17 protein-coding genes and 2 pseudogenes are annotated in these 18124 nt (G+C 67.5%); 9 read left to right on the top strand and 10 right to left on the bottom strand.

Annotated features, from left to right (window positions below; translation table 11 throughout):
- Window positions 1-17: 17 nt before the first annotated feature.
- From rlmB to ACZ4Z3_RS38625, 5 genes are all read right to left on the bottom strand, one after another.
- Window positions 18-959: a 23S rRNA (guanosine(2251)-2'-O)-methyltransferase RlmB gene (gene rlmB, locus ACZ4Z3_RS38645; protein WP_468505434.1), complete on the bottom strand. Its 942-nt coding sequence runs from the start codon at window positions 957-959 to the stop codon at window positions 18-20.
- A 117-nt stretch (window positions 960-1076) separates the two neighbouring features.
- Entirely contained in the window at window positions 1077-2480 is a 1404-nt protein-coding gene (cysS, locus tag ACZ4Z3_RS38640) for a cysteine--tRNA ligase (protein ID WP_468505433.1), read from the bottom strand.
- 318 nt (window positions 2481-2798) lie between these two features.
- On the bottom strand, window positions 2799-3314 hold the full coding sequence (ispF, locus tag ACZ4Z3_RS38635) for a 2-C-methyl-D-erythritol 2,4-cyclodiphosphate synthase (protein ID WP_468505432.1): 516 nt from the start codon (window positions 3312-3314) through the stop codon (window positions 2799-2801).
- Window positions 3304-4068 carry a 2-C-methyl-D-erythritol 4-phosphate cytidylyltransferase gene (gene ispD / locus ACZ4Z3_RS38630; protein WP_468505431.1) on the bottom strand — a complete coding sequence of 255 codons (765 nt, stop codon included), beginning with the start codon at window positions 4066-4068 and terminating at the stop codon, window positions 3304-3306. The genes ispF and ispD overlap by 11 nt, the downstream gene beginning before the upstream one ends.
- A 277-nt stretch (window positions 4069-4345) precedes the next feature.
- Window positions 4346-4828 (bottom strand): CarD family transcriptional regulator, encoded by a 483-nt coding sequence (locus ACZ4Z3_RS38625; RefSeq protein ID WP_003953493.1) that lies wholly within the window; start codon window positions 4826-4828, stop codon window positions 4346-4348.
- Between the two features lie 616 nt (window positions 4829-5444).
- Between ACZ4Z3_RS38625 and ACZ4Z3_RS38620 the strand changes: the two genes are divergently transcribed.
- The gene (locus ACZ4Z3_RS38620) at window positions 5445-6128 is read left to right on the top strand and encodes a copper chaperone PCu(A)C domain-containing protein (RefSeq protein ID WP_468505430.1); all 684 of its coding nucleotides are present in this window, start codon (window positions 5445-5447) and stop codon (window positions 6126-6128) included.
- 84 nt (window positions 6129-6212) lie between these two features.
- Here ACZ4Z3_RS38620 and phoP read toward each other — a convergent pair whose 3' ends face one another.
- Together phoP and phoR are read right to left on the bottom strand one after the other, a co-directional pair.
- On the bottom strand, window positions 6213-6893 hold the full coding sequence (gene phoP, locus ACZ4Z3_RS38615) for a two-component system response regulator PhoP (protein WP_033322296.1): 681 nt from the start codon (window positions 6891-6893) through the stop codon (window positions 6213-6215).
- Window positions 6890-8146, bottom strand: a complete 1257-nt coding sequence (gene phoR / locus ACZ4Z3_RS38610) for a two-component system sensor histidine kinase PhoR (protein WP_468505429.1) — start codon at window positions 8144-8146, stop codon at window positions 6890-6892. Before phoR ends, phoP begins: the two co-directional genes overlap by 4 nt.
- 571 nt (window positions 8147-8717) lie before the next feature.
- Between phoR and phoU the strand changes: the two genes are divergently transcribed.
- The 6 genes and pseudogenes from phoU to ACZ4Z3_RS38580 all read left to right on the top strand — a co-directional run.
- Window positions 8718-9407 carry a phosphate signaling complex protein PhoU gene (gene phoU, locus ACZ4Z3_RS38605; protein WP_055517687.1) on the top strand — a complete coding sequence of 230 codons (690 nt, stop codon included), beginning with the start codon at window positions 8718-8720 and terminating at the stop codon, window positions 9405-9407.
- A gap of 240 nt (window positions 9408-9647) precedes the next feature.
- On the top strand, window positions 9648-9809 hold the full coding sequence (locus ACZ4Z3_RS38600) for a hypothetical protein (protein ID WP_169800283.1): 162 nt from the start codon (window positions 9648-9650) through the stop codon (window positions 9807-9809).
- Between the two features lie 221 nt (window positions 9810-10030).
- Complete coding sequence (locus tag ACZ4Z3_RS38595; protein WP_055538819.1) at window positions 10031-10279, top strand: SCO4226 family nickel-binding protein; 249 nt, start codon at window positions 10031-10033, stop codon at window positions 10277-10279.
- A 409-nt stretch (window positions 10280-10688) separates the two neighbouring features.
- Window positions 10689-11558, top strand: coding sequence for a GNAT family N-acetyltransferase (locus tag ACZ4Z3_RS38590; RefSeq protein ID WP_468505428.1), 870 nt, complete (start codon window positions 10689-10691; stop codon window positions 11556-11558).
- Window positions 11559-12284: 726 nt separating this feature from the next.
- Entirely contained in the window at window positions 12285-12701 is a 417-nt protein-coding gene (locus ACZ4Z3_RS38585; RefSeq protein WP_468505427.1) for a hypothetical protein, read from the top strand.
- A 191-nt stretch (window positions 12702-12892) separates the two neighbouring features.
- Window positions 12893-13054: pseudogene (locus tag ACZ4Z3_RS38580) on the top strand (site-specific integrase); the annotation flags it as partial.
- A 245-nt stretch (window positions 13055-13299) separates the two neighbouring features.
- Here the strand turns inward: ACZ4Z3_RS38580 and ACZ4Z3_RS38575 are convergent.
- Window positions 13300-13788, bottom strand: a complete 489-nt coding sequence (locus ACZ4Z3_RS38575) for a GIY-YIG nuclease family protein (RefSeq protein ID WP_468505426.1) — start codon at window positions 13786-13788, stop codon at window positions 13300-13302.
- Between the two features lie 509 nt (window positions 13789-14297).
- On the opposite strand from ACZ4Z3_RS38575, the gene ACZ4Z3_RS38570 reads away from it, so the two are divergent.
- Both ACZ4Z3_RS38570 and ACZ4Z3_RS38565 read left to right on the top strand, forming a co-directional pair.
- Window positions 14298-16082, top strand: coding sequence for an SIR2 family protein (locus ACZ4Z3_RS38570; protein WP_468505425.1), 1785 nt, complete (start codon window positions 14298-14300; stop codon window positions 16080-16082).
- A gap of 298 nt (window positions 16083-16380) precedes the next feature.
- A pseudogene (locus ACZ4Z3_RS38565) lies at window positions 16381-16572 on the top strand (YxiG-like protein); the annotation flags it as partial.
- 784 nt (window positions 16573-17356) lie between these two features.
- Here ACZ4Z3_RS38565 and ACZ4Z3_RS38560 read toward each other — a convergent pair.
- Window positions 17357-17845 carry a hypothetical protein gene (locus ACZ4Z3_RS38560; protein WP_468505424.1) on the bottom strand — a complete coding sequence of 163 codons (489 nt, stop codon included), beginning with the start codon at window positions 17843-17845 and terminating at the stop codon, window positions 17357-17359.
- Window positions 17835-18124 (bottom strand): tetratricopeptide repeat protein (locus ACZ4Z3_RS38555; RefSeq protein WP_468505423.1); only part of this gene is annotated, 290 nt, incomplete at its 5' end. The genes ACZ4Z3_RS38560 and ACZ4Z3_RS38555, both read right to left, overlap by 11 nt.

Below are 18124 nucleotides of genomic sequence, written 5' to 3'. Positions count from 1 at the left end.
CCCCGAACCCCCCGTTGTCAGCCCCGGCGCCGAGCCGCCTCGTACAGCACAACTCCCGCCGCGACACCGGCGTTCAGGGACTCCGCGCCACCCGGCATCGGAATCCGCACCCGGAAGTCGCAGGTCTCCCCGACGAGCCGCGACAGGCCCTTGCCCTCGCTGCCGACGACGATGACGACGGGCCCCTCCAGGGCCTCCAGCTCACCCACCTCGGCCTCGCCGTCCGCCGCCAGACCGACCACGACGACACCGGCCTTCTTGTACGCCTCCAGCGCACGCGTCAGGTTGGTGGCGCGGGCGACGGGCGTACGGGCGGCCGTACCGGCGGACGTCTTCCACGCGCCGGCGGTCATCCCGGCCGCGCGCCGCTCCGGTACGACGACGCCGTGGCCGCCGAACGCGGAGACCGACCGGACGACGGCACCGAGGTTGCGCGGGTCGGTCACCCCGTCGAGGGCGACGATCAACGGGTCCTCGCCCTCGTCGAACGCGGCGGCGACCAGGTCCTCGGGGTGCGCGTACTCGTACGGCGGGACCTGGAGGACGAGGCCCTGGTGGTTGAGCCCGTTGGTCATCCGGTCCAGCTCCGGGCGGGGCGCCTCCATGAGGTGGATGCCGCCGCGCTCACCGGCGAGCTGGAGCGCCTCGCGCACCCGCTCGTCGTTGTCGATGAACTGCTGGACGTAGAGCGTGGTGGCGGGCACGCCCTCACGCAGCGCCTCGACGACCGGGTTGCGGCCGACGACCATCTCCGAGGTGCCCTTGCCGCCGCGCCCACGCGCCACGGGGCGGCGCGCCGTCTGCTTGGCCTTGGCGTTGGCGATGCGGTTCTTCTTGTGCCCCTTGCGCATCTCGGCGGGCGGCGTCGGGCCCCTGCCTTCCAGACCCTTGCGTCGCTGGCCGCCACTGCCGACCTGCGCGCCCTTCTTGCCGGACATGCGGCGGTTGTTAGCGGCCATGACCTACCCGTCTCCTGGAAGCGTTCGTACACATGCGCGTGTACGTCATTGAAGTCTCGTCTATGCAGTGTGCCGCCCGGAGGGCCGGGCGGCACAATCGATCAAGGTGATCGCGGGTCAGCGGGGGCCGAGCGTCCAGCGCGGACCGTCAGGGCTGTCCTCGATGACCAGGCCGGACTGGTTGAGCTGGTCGCGGATGGCGTCCGCGGTGGCCCAGTCCTTGCGGGCGCGGGCGGCCTCACGCTGCTGGAGGACCAGACCGACCAGGCTGTCGACGACGCCGTGCAGATCCTCGCCCCGGTCGCCGCCCTCACCGGCCCAGTGGGCGTCGAGCGGGTCGAGGCCGAGGACGCCGAGCATGGCCCGCACCTCGGCGAGGCGCGCGACCGCGGCCTCCTTGTCGTCGGCGGCCAGCGCGCTGTTGCCCTGGCGGACCGTGGTGTGCACGACGGCCAGCGCCTGCGGCACGCCCAGGTCGTCGTCCATGGCCTCGGCGAACGCCGGCGGCACCTCGGCCGCGGGTTCGACGACCCCGCCCGCCTTCTCGACGACCCGCTGGACGAAGCCCTCGATACGGGCGAACGCCGACTCGGCCTCGCGCAGGGCCTCCTCGCTGTACTCGATCATCGACCGGTAGTGCGGGGTGCCCAGGTAGTAGCGGAGCACGATGGGGCGCCACTGCTTGACCATCTCGCTCACGAGGACCGAGTTGCCCAGCGACTTGGACATCTTCTCGCCGCTCATGGTGACCCAGGCGTTGTGCACCCAGTACCGGGCGAACGCGTCGCCGAAGGCCTTGGCCTGTGCGATCTCGTTCTCGTGGTGCGGGAAGATCAGGTCCAGCCCACCGCCGTGGATGTCGAACTCGCTGCCGAGGTACTTGTGCGCCATGGCGGAGCACTCCAGGTGCCAGCCCGGCCGGCCCCGGCCCCAGGGCGTCTCCCAGGTGGGCTCGCCCGGCTTCGCCGTCTTCCACATGGCGAAGTCACGCGGGTCGCGCTTGCCGGTCTCGCCCTCGCCGGACGGCTGGAGCAGATTGTCCAGCTCCTGGTTGGACAGCCGCAGGTACTCCGGGTACGACCGCACGTCGAAGTACACGTTGCCGTCGGCCGCGTAGGCGTGGCCGCGCTCGATCAGCCCGCGCATCATCTCGACCATCTCGGTCACATGCCCCGTGGCACGCGGCTCGTAGGTCGGCGGCAGGCAACCGAGCGCGTGGTAGCCGTCGTTGAAGGCGCGCTCGTTCTCGTAGCCGATCGACCACCACGGGCGGCCCTGGTCGGCCGCCTTCGCGATGATCTTGTCGTCGATGTCCGTGACGTTCCGGATGAACGTCACGCCGTACCCGCGGTACTCGAACCACCGACGCATGATGTCGAAGTTGAGCCCCGAGCGGATGTGGCCGATGTGCGGGGCCGCCTGCACGGTGGCACCGCACAGGTAGATCGAGACACAACCCGGCGTGATGGGGTCGAAGTCACGGATCTGCCGGGCGCTGGTGTCGTACAGGCGAATAGTCACGCCTCCAGGGTAGTGGGCAACCGCAAGTGCGCTGCGCCGATCCGGGCGAAGGTCCATGAATTCGTGACACGTGGCTGCGCCGCTGGGCCGGGCGCCCAGTAGCTCGGGGGTGCGCGTTCGTATCGCGGGTGCGGGTCCGTCGTGGTTTCTCGCGCAGTTCCCCGCGCCCCTGAATAGCGCCGGGGCTGCGCCCCGTGCTTTTCATGAAAGGGCGGGCCGCAGGCCCGTTCCCTTCAGGGCGCGGGGAACTGCCCGGACGGCCACGACGGGCCCGCGGCGCCGACACACCCGCCCCCGACCCCTTGGGCGCCCGGCGTCTCAGACCTTCGCGACCAACGCCGTGGCGACCGCCATCAATCCCTCGCCGCGGCCGGGAAACCCCAGCCCGTCCGTCGTCGCTCCGGAGACGGAGACCGGCGCTCCCACGACCTCCGACAGCACCTTCTGCGCCTCGTCCCTCCGCTTGCCGATCTTCGGTCGCGGCCCGACCACCTGGACCGCCACGTTGCCGATGACGTATCCAGCGTCGCGGACGATGCGCGCGGCCTCCGCGAGGAGCGTCACGCCGGACGCGCCGGACCACTCGGGCCGGCCCGTGCCGAAGTGCCGGCCCAGGTCACCGAGGCCCGCCGCGGAGAACAGCGCGTTGCACGCGGCGTGCGCCACGACGTCCGCGTCGGAGTGCCCGGCGAGCCCCGGCCCCTCCCCCTCCCACTTCAGGCCGGCGCACCACAGCTCCCGGCCGTCCTCGAAGGCGTGGATGTCGGTGCCGATGCCGACCCGCGGAAGCACCACCGCGGGTGTCGTGGGCGCCGCGGGTGTCTCAGAACCCATCGTTCAGCCTCCTGCGGGCCAGGACCGCCTCCGCGAGGACCAGGTCGAGCGGGCGGGTCACCTTGAACGCCTCCTCGTGCCCCGGCACGACCACGACCCGCGATCCGAGCCGCTCCACCATGCTCGCGTCGTCGGTGACCTCGCCGGTGACCGTCTCGTGCGCCCGCACGAGGACCGCCCGGTCGAAGCCCTGCGGGGTCTGCACCGCCCGCAGCCGTGCCCGCTCCGGGGTGGCGACGACCGGCTCGGGCGTGCCCGGCACCGCCGTCGGCTCGACCTCCTTGACCGTGTCGGCGAGGGGCAGCGCGGGCACCACGGCCGGCGCCCCGTCCCGTACGGCCTCGATGACGGCGTCGACCGTGTCGACCGGGACGAGCGGGCGCGCCGCGTCGTGCACCAGCACGATGTCGTAGCCGGGCGGCAGCGCGTCGAGGCCGAGGCGCACGGACTCCTGCCGTGATTCACCGCCGGGTACGACGAGGAAGTCGGTCCGCTCGGGCAGCGCGTGCGCGTCGAGCAGGGACTTGACCTCGGCGGCCCCGTCGGGCGGTGCCACGACGATGACGAGGGAGACGGCGCGGGACGCGGCCATGGCCCGCACCGCGTGGATGAGCATGGGGGTGCCGTTCAGCGCCCGCAGTGCTTTGGGGGCGCCCGGACCGAGGCGTACGCCCCGACCGGCGGCCGGGATCACGGCTGCCGTACGGGCTCCCGCGCCGGTCCCGGAAGGCGAGGGACGCGAATCGTCAGACATCGGTTCCTGTCAGGTTTGTGTGCTCGGCCTACGTGGGTATGGCCACAGCGTGCCGGGCGCGACATCTTGACCGGACCCTTCCGTGACATCTGGTCGAGCCAGCTGCCCGGGCCCGGCACGCCAAGTATCGGGGACCGCAACCCGTCGCACGCCATCCGGTTCCGTGACCGGGTACGAACATGCCGCAGCGCCCGGCGACAATACGTACGTCATCGGGCACCGCGGCATTTACTGTGCGCTGAGCGGCTGAGCGGGCTGGCTGCCTGCCTCAGTCAGTTCAGGACGCGAGGACCTCGTCCAGCAGGGCCTCGGCCTTGTCCTCGTTGGTGTTCTCCGCGAGGGCGAGCTCGCTCACCAGGATCTGGCGGGCCTTGGCGAGCATGCGCTTCTCACCGGCGGACAGTCCGCGCTCGCGCTCACGACGCCACAGGTCACGGACTACTTCCGCGACCTTGATGACGTCGCCGGAGGCGAGCTTCTCCAGGTTTGCCTTGTAGCGACGCGACCAGTTCGTGGGCTCTTCGGCGTACGGCGCGCGCAGCACCTCGAAGACCCGATCCAGGCCGTCCTGACCGACCACGTCACGCACACCCACGAACTCCGCATTGTCCGCCGGTACGCGCACCGTCAGGTCACCCTGGGCGACCTTGAGCACCAAGTAGGTCTTGTCCACGCCTTTGATCTGGCGAGTTTCGATGGCCTCGATCAGCGCGGCCCCGTGATGGGGATAGACCACGGTGTCGCCAACCTTGAACGTCATGTGACAGGTACCCCTTCCGTGGCTATCCAGGGTAACACGGATACGGCGTGTTCTGAATGGCGTTTTCGCAGGTCAGGGCATATCTCGGGGCTTGACAACAGCGACAGGAACGTGCTGCGAGGGGCGAAGGGGAGCGGGTATTCGCAGGTGGGAGCGGCTCTCCGGGCGGAGCGAAACGCGCACGTTACACCTATCCGGAGCGCTCCTGGACTGTCCGAACGTCCTACTTTGTCCGACTCCAAGTGTGCGACTTCCGTTACTCCGTTCGGTGGGCGGAGTCGGGTACGAGACGAATCCGGAATTGATCAAGGAGTTCGATCTCCCGGAGATGTTCCGCCGTTACCGGATCGTGTTCCGCGGGGGTTCCGCCGGTTCTGGCGGCTGATCGATTTTCCTCGGCCGCACGCATTCCTCGCCGGAAATCGAGGGCCGGCGGGGAAGGGTTCGATGGGGGTTATGTGAATGCCGGACGAGCGGGCGGGCGGCCCGTCGGTCAATTGCTTCCGGTACTCGCGGTGCACTTGGGGAGGGTCGGGTGCGGCCGTGATGGGGCGGCTCGGTAACCTAAGCCCGCTACCGATCACGTATCGCCCACGTTCAAGGAGTTGCCGCCGCCGTGAGCAGCAGCCTTCGACGCGGCGCACTCGCCGCCGCCGCCCTCGCGTTCTCGATCGCCTCGCTCGCCGCGTGCAGCGCCGGCAGCAACGCCCAGACGCTCCAGATCAAGCCGGACAACGCGGCGACGACCGTCGGGGACATCAAGATCCAGAACGCGATCGTGGTCACCCAGCCGGACGCCGCGGCCAAGGGTCCGGCGGTCGTCTCCGCGACCCTGTTCAACAACTCCACGACCGACCAGACGCTGGACTCCGTCACCGTGGACGGTGCCGGCGCCGCCGAGGTCACCCCGGTCAAGGGGGAGGGCAAGGGCGGCAAGGTCGTCGTCCCGGCCGGCGGCTCCGTGATCCTCGGCGGCGAGGGCAACGCCTCCGCCGTCCTGTCGGACATCGGCTCCGCCGTGCAGAACGGCAACGCCCAGAAGGTCACCTTCGCCTTCAGCGAGACCGGTGACGTGAGCCTGCGCGCCTTCGTCGTCCCCGCCGAGCACTACTTCGAGAAGTGGGGCCCGAGCGACATCCCCGAGGCCCCGGTCACCAGCCCGAGCCCGTCGGACAAGGCCTCCGGCTCGCCGTCCGCCTCCGGTTCCCCGGAGGAGGGCACCACCGAGGAGGAGGGCGCCGCCGCCGGTTCCTCCGGCTCGCCGTCCGCCTCCGAGTCCGAGGCGGCCTCCGGCCACTGAGCGCCGACACGCCACGCGCGACGTACGACGAAGGGCGGCACCCACGCGGGGGTGCCGCCCTTCGTCGTTGTCACCTGTTATGGCTTAAGGCTCGAACTTGTAGCCGAGGCCGCGGACCGTGACCAGGTATCTCGGAGCGCCCGGGTCCGGTTCGATCTTGGCGCGGAGGCGCTTGACGTGGACGTCGAGGGTCTTGGTGTCACCCACGTAGTCGGCGCCCCAGACGCGGTCGATCAGCTGCATACGGGTCAACACGCGGCCCGCGTTGCGCAGCAGCATCTCGAGCAGGTCGAACTCCTTGAGCGGGAGGTCGACCTTGGAGCCGGAGACGGTGACCACGTGACGGTCGACGTCCATCCGGACCGGACCGGCCTCCAGCGCGGCCGGAGTGACCTCCTCGGGCTCGCCGCGGCGGCGCAGTACGGCCCGGATACGGGCGACGAGCTCGCGCGAGGAGAAGGGCTTGGTGACATAGTCGTCGGCTCCTATTTCCAGGCCCACGACCTTGTCGATCTCGCTGTCCTTGGCCGTGACCATGATCACCGGGACGTTGGAGCGGCTGCGCAGCTGACGGCAGACCTCGGTGCCGGGCAGACCGGGCAGCATCAGGTCGAGGAGGACGAGGTCGGCGCCGTTGCGCTCGAACTCGTCGAGTCCGTCGGGCCCGGTGGTCGCGATGGCGACTTCGAAGCCCTCCTTGCGGAGCATGTAGGACAGGGCGTCGGAGAAGGACTCCTCGTCCTCGACGACGAGCACTCGGGTCACGGAAGGACCTCCGGGGCGGGATGCGATGCGTACGGGGATGACTCGGTGTGCGGTTGTCCGTCCTCGTCGTCGAGGTCCGGGTGGTGCGTGGCGCGGTCGCGGGACGCGCCCGCCTCCGGCAGCCTGAGGGTGAACGTGGAGCCCTGGCCTTCGGAGCTCCACACCGTGACCTGCCCGCCGTGCGAGGCCGCCACGTGCTTGACGATCGCGAGTCCGAGACCCGTGCCGCCGGTCTGGCGGGAGCGGGCCGGGTCCACGCGGTAGAAGCGCTCGAAGATGCGCTCCTTGTCCTTGTCGGAGATGCCTATGCCCTGGTCGGTCACGGAGATCTCGATGAGCTCCCCGCCGGGCGCGGACACCCTGCGCGCGGCGATGCCGACGCGGGTGCGGGCCGGGGAGTAGTTGACGGCGTTCTCGACGAGGTTGCCGAGGGCGGCGGCGAGCTGACCGCGGTGGCCCCAGACCCTCAGCGCGGCGGTGCCGCCGGCCGCGATGGTGATCTGCTTGGCGCCGGCCTGGTGGCGGCAGCGGTCGACGGCCTCGGCGACCAGCTCGTCCACCCGTACGGGCTCGGCGTCCTCCAACGGGTCGTCGTTCTGCACGCGGGAGAGGTCGATGAGCTCCTGCACCAGGTTGGTGAGCCGGGTGGCCTCGATCTGCATCCGCCCGGCGAAGCGTTCCACCGCCTCCGGGTCGTCGCTGGCGCCCATGACGGCCTCCGAGAGGAGGGACAGGGCGCCGACGGGGGTCTTCAGCTCATGGCTCACGTTCGCGACGAAGTCGCGCCGTACCGCCTCTATGCGACGGGCCTCGGTGAGGTCCTCGACGAGGAGCAGCACGAGCCGGGAGCCCAGCGGCGCGACGCGCGCGGAGACCGCGAGGGCCTCGCCGCGCCCGGTGCCGCGCCGGGGCAGATCCAGCTCGACCTGGCGTATCTCCCCGTCGCGACGGGTGTCACGCGCCATCTGGAGCATCGGTTCGATGGCGAGCTTCCCACCGCGGACCAGCCCGAGGGCGTACGCGGCGGAGCTGGCCTTGACGACCGCGTCGCCCTCGTCGAGCACCACGGCGGAGGAGCGGAGCACGGAGAGCACGGTGTCCACGCCGGGCGGCAGCACCGGGTCGGTGTGCAGGGAGGTCCTGGTCGGACGCTTCTGCTCGCGCTCGCTGAAGCGGAACGCCAGCATGGCGATGACACCGGTGAGTACACCGGCGATCGCTGCCGCTGCGGCGACCGCCGCGTTCACGTCCATGCATCCAGGTTAGGCACGAGGTCGGACATCCCCACAGCACTCGAAGGGCGACCTCGAACACTCGTCGCCCAGAGTTCACCTTGGAGCCAGTGATGGTTCATTTGGGATGGCGGAAACGGACGCGTACGGGTCGGAACGTGGGAGCGTGGGGTTCATCCGGGCCCCCCGGGCCGGCATCCGCTCCGGCCCGGCGGAACGGCGGCCGCGCCTTCGCACGGGCACGGCGGCCGGCGATGCGACGGCAGGGCACGGCTTCCACCCGGAAGCGGAACCCGTCCGTCGCCGACAGGGCGGTACGGCTTCCGGGGACGGAGGACGCCATCGCCGGGTGGTGGTACGGCTTCCAGGCGCCGAGGACGGCGGGCACCACCGGGTGGTGGCACGGCTTCCGGGTACGGAGGGCGGCCATCGCCGAGGGCGGTACGGCTTCCGGGTACGGAGGGCGGCCATCGCCCAGGGGCGGCACGGCTTCCGGAGAATGGGGGCACGACCGTCGGTGTGGCGGCACGGCTTTCGGGCACGGCCTTTTCGGAAACCCACGAGCAGACGCACGTAAGAGAGGGACACCCTGATGCGGGACGCGTACCACGAGGAACTTGACTCGATCGGTGAGGGCCTGGTCGAGATGGCCCGCCTGGTGGGGTCGGCGATCGGACGCGCCACGACGGCGATCCTCGACGCCGACCTGAAGCTGGCGGAGAGCGTGATCGAGGCCGACCAGAAGGTCGACGACCTCCAGCACGACCTGGAGGCCCGCGCGATAGCGCTGCTGGCCCGGCAGCAGCCGGTCGCCACGGACCTCCGTATCGTCGTGACCTCGCTGCGCATGTCCGCCGACCTGGAGCGCTCCGGCGACCTCGCCCAGCACGTGGCGAAGCTCACCCGGCTGCGCTTCCCCGAGCGGGCGGTCCCGCGCGACCTTCACGCCACGATCCTGGAGATGGGCCAGCTCGCGCAGCGGCTCATGGCCAAGGCCGCCGAGGTCATCATCACCAAGGACGTCGACCTGGCGCTCCAGCTGGAGCAGGACGACGACGCGATGGACCTCCTCCACCGCACGCTCTTCCAGCACCTGATGGACGACCGCTGGAAGCACGGCATCGAGACCGCCGTCGACGTCACCCTCCTCGGCCGCTACTACGAGCGCTTCGCCGACCACGCGGTCTCCGTCGCCAAGCGGGTGGTGTACCTGGTGACCGGCGAACACGCGGACGAACTCCAGGCCGACATCCAGCCGGTGACGGGGGTGGAGGGGGCGTAGGGCCCTAGGAGGGTCCAGGCGGCAGGCGCGGGGGCGCCCGGTGGTTTCGTGGGCGCCGCGCGTGGATGCTCTTGAGGGCGTGCGGGCCTGGTGGGAGGGGCGTGCGGGCCTGGCCGAGGGTGTGCGCGTGGCGGCTCCGCCGGGCGTACGGACGCCTCTGTGCGCCGTTGATGCGCCCGGCTGAACCGTCATGCAATGGGGCATCCAATGGGCACAGGCATCAGCCTTCGAGGAGGGACCATGGCCGAATCCCCCGCCAGCCCCAGTACGCCCGACCCGACGCAGACACGGGACACCCAGCAGCCCGCCGACATCAAGTCCCTGCCCCTGTTCGGCGCCTGCGGCTGCGGGTCCGGCTGTGGATGCGGGTGCCAGTCCGGCAACCCGTGCCAGTGCGGCTGAGCGACAGGCGGTCGCGCGCGTACGGGTGAGGTGTGAGGAACGAGGGGCCTGTTCGAGGGACGGGCCCCTTCCCCTTTCCCCCGCTCGCTTCGCCGCCCACTTCTGTGTTCGCTTCTCCGTTCCCTTCTGCTCGCGTCCCCTTCGAGCACGCGCGGCCGTACTCGAATGGGCGCAGCATGGAGGTACGGACGGACGGCCAGGAAAGAAGGAGGTGGGAGGCCATGGCGAAGTTCATGGACGTCCACCACGGGATGAAGGGCATCACGGCCGAGCAGTTGCGAGCGGCGCACCAGGCCGATCTCGACATAGAGAGCGACGAGCGCGTCCACTTCGAGCGCGCCTGGGCGGACCCCGAGTCCGGCACCGTCTACTGCCTCTCCGAGGCGCCCTCCGCCGAAGCGGTCCAGCGCATCCACGAACGCACCGGCCACAAGGCGGACGAGGTACACCCGGTGCCGCTGACGGTCTGACCCGATCAGCCGTAGTCGGCTGGGGCCGAACGCAAGCCGAGCCGAGACATGGCGTGTCGGGGCGAGGCCGTGTGGTGGCGATTCTCGGCCACTGTTCGGCGGCGCACGGCGCCTGGTCAGGGCCCCGGCGGGGCGGCCCAGGCGCCCGCCCGCCCACGGCCTCGGTCCGGCCGGGAGTCGCCAGCCGACGTCCCGCCGAACGGCATGCGCCGCACCCGGGCCGGGACCCGTACGGGCGGGGCTGGGCTGGGCTGGGCCGCGCTGGGCTGGGCTGGGCTGGGCTGGGCTGGGCTGGGCTCCAGATGTTGCGGCTGAGGCCAAGATGCCGGGCTGGCCCCCCAAAAATCGCGGCTGGCCGATCTCCACTCATCCGCCTCCCCGCGGCCGAGGCCATCCGGGATCATGAGGCATGCGTCCGGATGACTGGCACCTCACTGAAGACGTCGAGGAATTCCTCGCGCGAGCCGGAGAGTTCCTGCGCTCTCGCCCCGCCCTGCACACCACACAGCTCTCGGTGACGGAGAAGCTCCGCACGCTGGGGGCGGCCGCGTACGAGGGCCAGTTCCCCGTGTTCGGCCGGCTGGAGCGAGGGGGCGAGGTCGAGGCCACGTTCTACCGCTTCCCGTCCCGCGGTATGAACGTCACGTCGCTCACCCCGGAGCAGGCGGACAGCCTCGCGGCTCGCCTGACTGCGATGGAGTGGGCCCTGCCGTCCATCACGGCCGACGAGGACACGATCGCGGCGTTCACGGAGGCGTGGCACAAGCGCACGGGCGCGACGGCGGCGAGCCGTGTCCGGCTCCACCTGTACCGCCTGGGCAGGCTCACACCGCCGGACCCGCACCCGGAGGGCCGGGGCCGGCTCGTGGGCGAGGGGGACCAGGAACACCTCATTCAGTGGTGCCGTGAGTTCGCGGCGGACGTCGAGGAGGACGTCACGATCGACGCGGCGACGTGGGCGAACACCCGCTTCGCCGAGAAGCGCTACACGTACTGGGAGGCCCCGGACGGCACCCCCGTGTCCATGGCGGGCGTGAACCCGATGGTCGCCGGCATGGCCCGGGTGGACCCGGTCTACACCCCGGCCCGCCTCCGCGGCCGTGGCTACGGGGCGGCGGTGACGACAGAGGTGAGCCGAGCCGCCCTGAACGCGGGCGCCACGGACGTGGTCCTCTACACCAACGCCGCCAACCCCACGAGCAACGCCCTCTACCAACGCCTCGGCTACGTCCGCCTGACCGACATCGCGGTACACGACTTCACGTACGCCGGCTCGTAGGGTCGGGGCGGCGTACGCCAAAAGCCCCTCACCGCGCGAACGGAACCGTGCCCAGGGGCTTTCAGGCCTCGGGAAGGCCGCCGGAGAGCTCCGTGGCCCGGGGCAACGTGATGTACGGAGGACTGGAGCCGGTGGGACTGGGACACAAGGGAGCGCGACGCATCGCGGTCGGCGGAACGGCCTACCGATGGCGGCTACGCGGGCCCACGTACTTCCAGGCGCCGGCCTGGACGCCGTGCACGTCGCGGTCGAGCAGCCAAATGCTCGGGGAACGCTCCTCGAACTCGCCCTCACCAGAGGCTCGACCCCGACAGAGCCGGGCTCCCCGTTCCTCCTCGACCTGTCCGAGGGCTTCACGCCGTCGCCCTGAACAACCCGACGGCAGCTGAGCTGCCGGATAAGCAAGAGCCCATCCCCCTACCAGCGACGGAACCGCAGGTAGGGGGCTTGTTCGGCGCTGGTTACTTCTTCTTGCCCTGGGTCTGGCGGGCCCGTTTTTTGGGCCTGGTCAGGGGGCTAGCTACCTCAACTGACCTGCGGTCGACCCGTCGTTGGTGGTCGTTGTCTGTCGTCGTTGGTCGTCCTCGGAGGTGCCAGAGAGGTTCCGGGACTGGGCCGTTTCGTTCGGATGGCCGAACCCTTGGCATGTGAGGGGGTGATCGTCGAGTCCGGCGCCTCCGGCTGCCTCTGTAGCCTGGCGGTGCTGTACGTCGGGGGGAGCTGACCATGGAAAACATCCTGGCCGTGGCCATCGGGGCCGCTATCGGCCTCATAGGGGCGGTGTTCGGATCGTGGTTCACTGCGCGCCGACAGGACCGCATGTGGCTCCGCGAGCAGAAGCTCAAAGCCGGGATCGGCTTCAACACGGCCGTAGTTCAGCTGCTGGACTACCTGAAGGAAGCACAGCTGAGTGACGACGGTCCCGGAGCCAACGAGTTGGCGAACCAGATGCAGGAAGCACGCTCGGCCCTCTACCTGCTCTGTGCCAGCGACACCGTGGATCTCGCCGATGCTCTCGCACGTCGGGTCTGGAGCACCCGGCCCACCGATGGCAGGGACGACCGACGGGCCGAGTTCCGAGAGACGCTAGACCTCCTGCGGCGCTTCACCCACCAGCTCCGGCAAGAAATCGCCAGATCGTAGTCCCCAGTCCCCCGCCGTGCCTGGGCCAACCCACGGGCCTGGTCTGCTTGTCGCTTGTCTTGTCGCTTGTCGCTTGTTGGCTCGCAGGTCAGAGTCTGTTCCGGCCTACCCCGCAGTGCGGTCCGGTCTCGCCACGACAAGCGACAAGGACATCAGCGGTGCCGGCGCGCTGGGGGAGGAAGGGCTAGAAGGTCTTGGACGCCGGGCAGAGCATCAAAGCCCTCGCTGAGTACCTCGGTCACTCGGACCCAGGGCTGACGCTGAAGGTGTACGCGCATTTCATGCCAAGCAGCCGGGAGCGGGCCCGGAAGGCTCTCGGGCAGGCTCTCCGGCCGCAAGATCACACGGGCTGAGGTTCCAGGGAGGTTCCACGGCACGAGAATGCCCCTGAGTCGCGCCATCTGCGCAGCTCAGGGGCATGATCACAAACTCTACTTCTTCTTGCCCTGGGTCTTGTTGGGGATCATGATGACCTGCGTTTTCGCTGCTCAGGAGCGGTGGGCTCGTGCGCCTGGTGGTCGTCGTTGGTCGTTGTTGGCCACTGTCGAGCGTCCTCGGACGGCCCAGGGACGGCCCAGACAAGGGCCCGTTCGGCGGCCTACGAGCTGATGGGCAACTCCCGTGCTCGCTGGCGTGCTTGGGCTCGTATCTCCTTCAGACGACTGTGGAACGCGTTGTGGCGGTTCTGGTCGAGGTTCAGCGGGAGGTCGAGCTGGGAAATGAGCTGTGACTCCAGGTCCCATGGTTCGCTCTGCTCAATCCAGCACACCCGCGCGTTGTCCGCCATCCACTGGCTCAGGGTCGCTTCGCCGACTTCGCCGAAGGTCATCCGCTTGCCGCTGCCCACGCGGCGCAGCTCGAGGCCGAGCAGGCACCCGAGGGTGAGCCGCAGTGTCGAGCCGGCTGCGTTGCCCCGGTAGTGGTAGCGCACCCGCTTGCGGAGGTTCTGCGTACTGGTCCGGTTCGCCATGAACCGCGGGGCTATACCGACGTACAGCAGGCGCCCAGCGTCCAGGTCGGGGTGGGGCGGCTGCTCGAAGTGCCACCCGTAGACCCCTGCCGCCGCCGGGACAGGACTCGCACGCACCAAGACCTCCTGCGCAGACCACAGCTGAACGGGACTGACGAGAGCGGTAGCTTCCACGGCATCTCCAGGCGCGCGACGGCTGATCGTCGCAGGCTACTGGTCACCGCTGGTAGAACGTCCCTCGCCTGCGTAGCTGCGTGACATCAGCTTGGGAAGCTTGGGTTTACTGGCGCTGGAGACTGAACTGACCTGCGGCGCGACGGTGACGGGGTCCTGGTCGTACCCGTGGTCAATCCCCGTGGTTGCCCGGGGTTCCCGTTGGATCTGGCACGCAAATGGCACGACCCGTTCGCCGCGACGAACCCTGGGCGGGCTCGATCTCGGGGCTGGGCCTCAGCCGACGACCGTCAGCCACGATGGTGGATGCGTCGATCGTTCACGCGTACGTCTTGATCATCCGATTGAGTGGCCGACGACTGACAACCTTTTTATCGTCAAGGGGACGACAATGTACCCCGGGTGCCCTACGGTATGAGGCGCATCGTGCCGTCGTTCATTGGAAGTGGGACGTGGAACCGCAGCTGACCCTTGCGTTTGCTCTGCATGCCAACCCTCGCGCTTACGCGGTGTTGCTCGGTGCCGGTGTGTCCATCGCCTCCGGGATGCCGTCGGCCTGGGATGTGCAAGAGGACTTGATTCGCCGCATCGCGCGAACCGAGGATGTTAGTCCGGATGATCCGGAAATCTGGTATAAGCAGCGCTTTGGGGTCTCCCTGACATATGACGGGCTTCTCGGAGCTCTGACTCAGACTTCCAACGAACGTCAAGCCCTTCTCCGCACCTACTTCGAGCCCACTGACGATGAAAGATCGCAGGGAATCAAGAAGCCCACAACGGCACATCAGTCTTTGGCGCGGCTCGCAAGTCTTGGACTCATTCGAGTGATTATGACGATCAATTTTGATCGACTGATGGAGACGGCGTTGCGGGATGTCGGCATTGAGCCAACCGTGGTAGCCCACGCTAGCGATATTGCCGGAATGGCGCCATTGCACACTCTGCAATGCGTGGTTATCCATCTTCACGGAGACTACCTAAACCCCACGAGCATGCTGAACACCTCGGACGAGCTTGCGTCGTACACTCCTAGCCTGGACAAGCTGCTTGATCAAGTATTTGATGAGTATGGGCTAATCATCTCAGGGTGGTCCGCAAAGTGGGATGTAGCCCTGAGGAGTTCCCTAAATCGGTGCTCGACTCGCCGGTTTGCTACCTATTGGGTAGATCCATTTGAGCTCTCTCCGGTAGCCAATGACGTTCTCAAGTTGCGCCAAGCCGAGTATGTAAAGTCAGATGCCGACACTTTCTTTGGTCGACTGGTTGACAGTGCGGAAGCGCTGTTCGATATTGAACGTGAGCATCCAGCCTCTATTGCAACTGCAGTTTCTTCGGCTAAAAGGGCCCTAGCTGGCGCCCAGTTGGCAATTCCACTGCACGATACGATTCGCCAAGAAATCAACAGAGTCGGTCAGCTTCCAGTACTAATGGCCGGTCCGTGGGACACCTCCGATGTGCCCAGTGAACACGGGCAGCGCCTTGAACTTATCGAAGCGCAATGCGAGAAACTTATTGCACTCACTGCGACAATGGCATATTGGGGAAGTGAAGAAACCGACAAGTGGTGGGTTTCCGACATCGAACGCTTCGCCCACCGGCCCAACTTGGGTGGAGCAGTTGCTCTCATCGAACTAATTCGCACCCCAGCAACGTTCTTGATCTACGCTGCAGGCATCGCTGCCCTCGCGGGAGAGAGATGGGACCTGGTCAATCGTTTGCTTGCCGAGCCTCAAACCAAAGATCACTACAGGGGTGTGGTTGCTCCGGCAAGCGTGTTGCTGAGCCCTAGCACAACGATGGGCGTACCGCGAGCATCAAGTAGACTGTATGAGTCGCTGAAAAACATCTTCGTCGAGTTGCTCGCTTTCGGCGATAGTGCATACCGGGATGCGTGGGAACGATTCGAATATCTGCGCCTGATCGTGCAAACTGATTACTCACTGAATCATGGATCAAGCACGTCCGATGTACCGCACATTCGCGCCGTGGAGGAGGATGATCACTATCTCCCTGCTCCAGCTGCTTGGCTAGCACGCGGAATCACGCACTACAGTGGCGATCACCCCTTCTTGTCTAACGGTCTCTTCGGAGGAGACCGGGAGCGGTTGAACGCAGCCAAGTCGACTTACGATGCCCGTTTCTCCGAGTGGGCAGAGAACCTAGTGTGGCGCCACTCCACTGGCAGCGTGACTGTCTTCCCTTCAGATCCTTGGTATCCGGACTCACTGCAGCAGTAGAGTGCTTACTGGTGCGCTTCTTAATGCGCGAAAGGAGCGCCAGGATTGTGTGGCGTATTCGAACTCGTGATACTTACTTCAGGAGTTTGATCTACGCCCGATCCTGACGTCCGTCGCCGGCTGTGTCTTTACAGAGGGCCGGTGTGCGCCGCCGTGCGGTGTCTTGGACGTCAGACTGCCCCTCAACGCGGACTGCGTGCGGCTAGGCGAACCTGGTCGGGTAGTCGGTGGTGAAGACGGCCGGCTGCGGTCCGCGATGTTGCTGTAGTTCTCTGATGTCCCGCGCTTGGCCTATGACTGGCGATCGGTGGAGTGGCCAGGTGCGAAGGTCCTCCCGGAGTCGGAAGCGACCCGTCGTTGGGCGCAAGCCGTGGGGATCGACTTCCATGAGGGTCGCATTGAGACCAACGCGCACCGCCTTACCCTGCTCTTCTCGGACCTGCAGGTCAGCGAGGTGCCGGACGGCTACGCATCCTTTCCCACGGGGTAGCGGGTATCCCTTCCGCCCCGACGAGCTGCTGAGCGGGCGTAGTGGCACGCGTGTGGCACGGCCTCGAACCCGACGAAGGGCCAGCCTGGGAGGAAATCCTCCTGAGCTGGCCCTTTAGCTGTGCCCCCGGCAGGATTCGAACCTGCGACACCCGCTTTAGGAGTTCAATCCAGACCCGCTCCAGCTGCGGTTGGTGACTGGTACGGCGGCCGGGGACAGACGCTTGTGTTCGTCCCTGTCCGGCGTTGTTGATATCAGCCGTGGATGTCAGCGACTGAGGAGCTTCGGGTACGGGCACGGTCCCGAGCTGCCGTAGAGCCACCCGACAACCTCCACGAAATGTGCTGCTATCGCAGGTGAAACCGCGCGGCAGAAGTGCAGGCCGTTCTCCTCCCGCTTGCTGATGAGCATGGCGCCAACTGTGAGGCGACCATCGCACTGGGGCCTGTCAGCGGTTCTTTATCCGACATAGCACGGGAGCAGGCGGGGTTTAGGCCCGCAGCTTGGGAAGCTGCAGGCATTTGCAGCTGGTTCCACACCTGCGCGAATGGGCGAAGCGCGACCTTGTTAGGTCGGCCCCTTTCCTGGTGGCTCCCCGCTGTTTCCCGCCCGAACAGGTGCGCGGACTGGTGTAGTGAGCACCCGACACTACCCCTCACTTACTTATGGGTGAGTTGACTCAACGCCTTCGCTAACGGTCCGTGAGCTCGTGCCACCCGAAATCTTGCCGGGCGAGTGTCGCGACGTCCATCCCGTGCTCGATGGTTTGTAGTTTCCACACTGACTAACTGGTCAATGAATGGGCAATGGCGAGGGCTGCCACCTCTACACCGATTGTGCGTGCGACCTTGAGTGCCCACTCTCCCGCAGCTTTCAGATGGGCAATTGTCGTCGGCTTGTCGCCGTTCGACGCAGTGACCTCCGCTTGGGCCACGGAGCCGATTGCCATGTCGTGCTCTGCGGTCTGTGCCTCTTGCTTCATGGCCGATCGCAAGGCCTGCAGTTGAGTTGCGAGCGTTGGAAGATCAAATTCAGCCTTGGGGTTGTTGCTCTGCTGCTGGAAGGTATTCCCCTCCACGTGCCCGTCCGGTCCTACATTTCCTGCCTGACCAGATACGTTGTACGTGTCGCCCATGTGTGTCACCTCTCGAATTACATACGTGCTTGATGTGCCGTGCGGTGAAATTTCTCGGATCAGCTCTGATATGCTCGTGGTATCGCTTTCGTTAAGTTCGATAATAACGATTCTTGCCCGTCGAGATTCACTGGCCATTTCCCCACCCCTGCGGGCGATTCACTGGCGGCGCAGTGTTCAGTGCCCGGTATGCGGTGGCGAGGTTGTTGCGGCTGGCCAGAGTGCGGGGGTGGGTGTCGCCCAGTACCTGCTCGTACTGGGTGAGGGTGGCCTCGAGCAGGGGGATGGCGCGCTCGAGGTCTCCCGCTTCCTGATAGGCGTCGGCGAGGTTGTTGCGGCTGGCCAGGGTGTCGGGGTGGGTGTCGCCCAGTACCTGCTCACGCTGGGTGAGGGTGGCCTCGAACAGGGGGATGGCGT

The organism is Streptomyces sp. NPDC030296, from assembly GCF_055572815.1.
The sequence above is the reverse complement of the archived record's forward strand: the minus strand, read 5'-3'. Positions and strand labels throughout refer to the sequence as shown.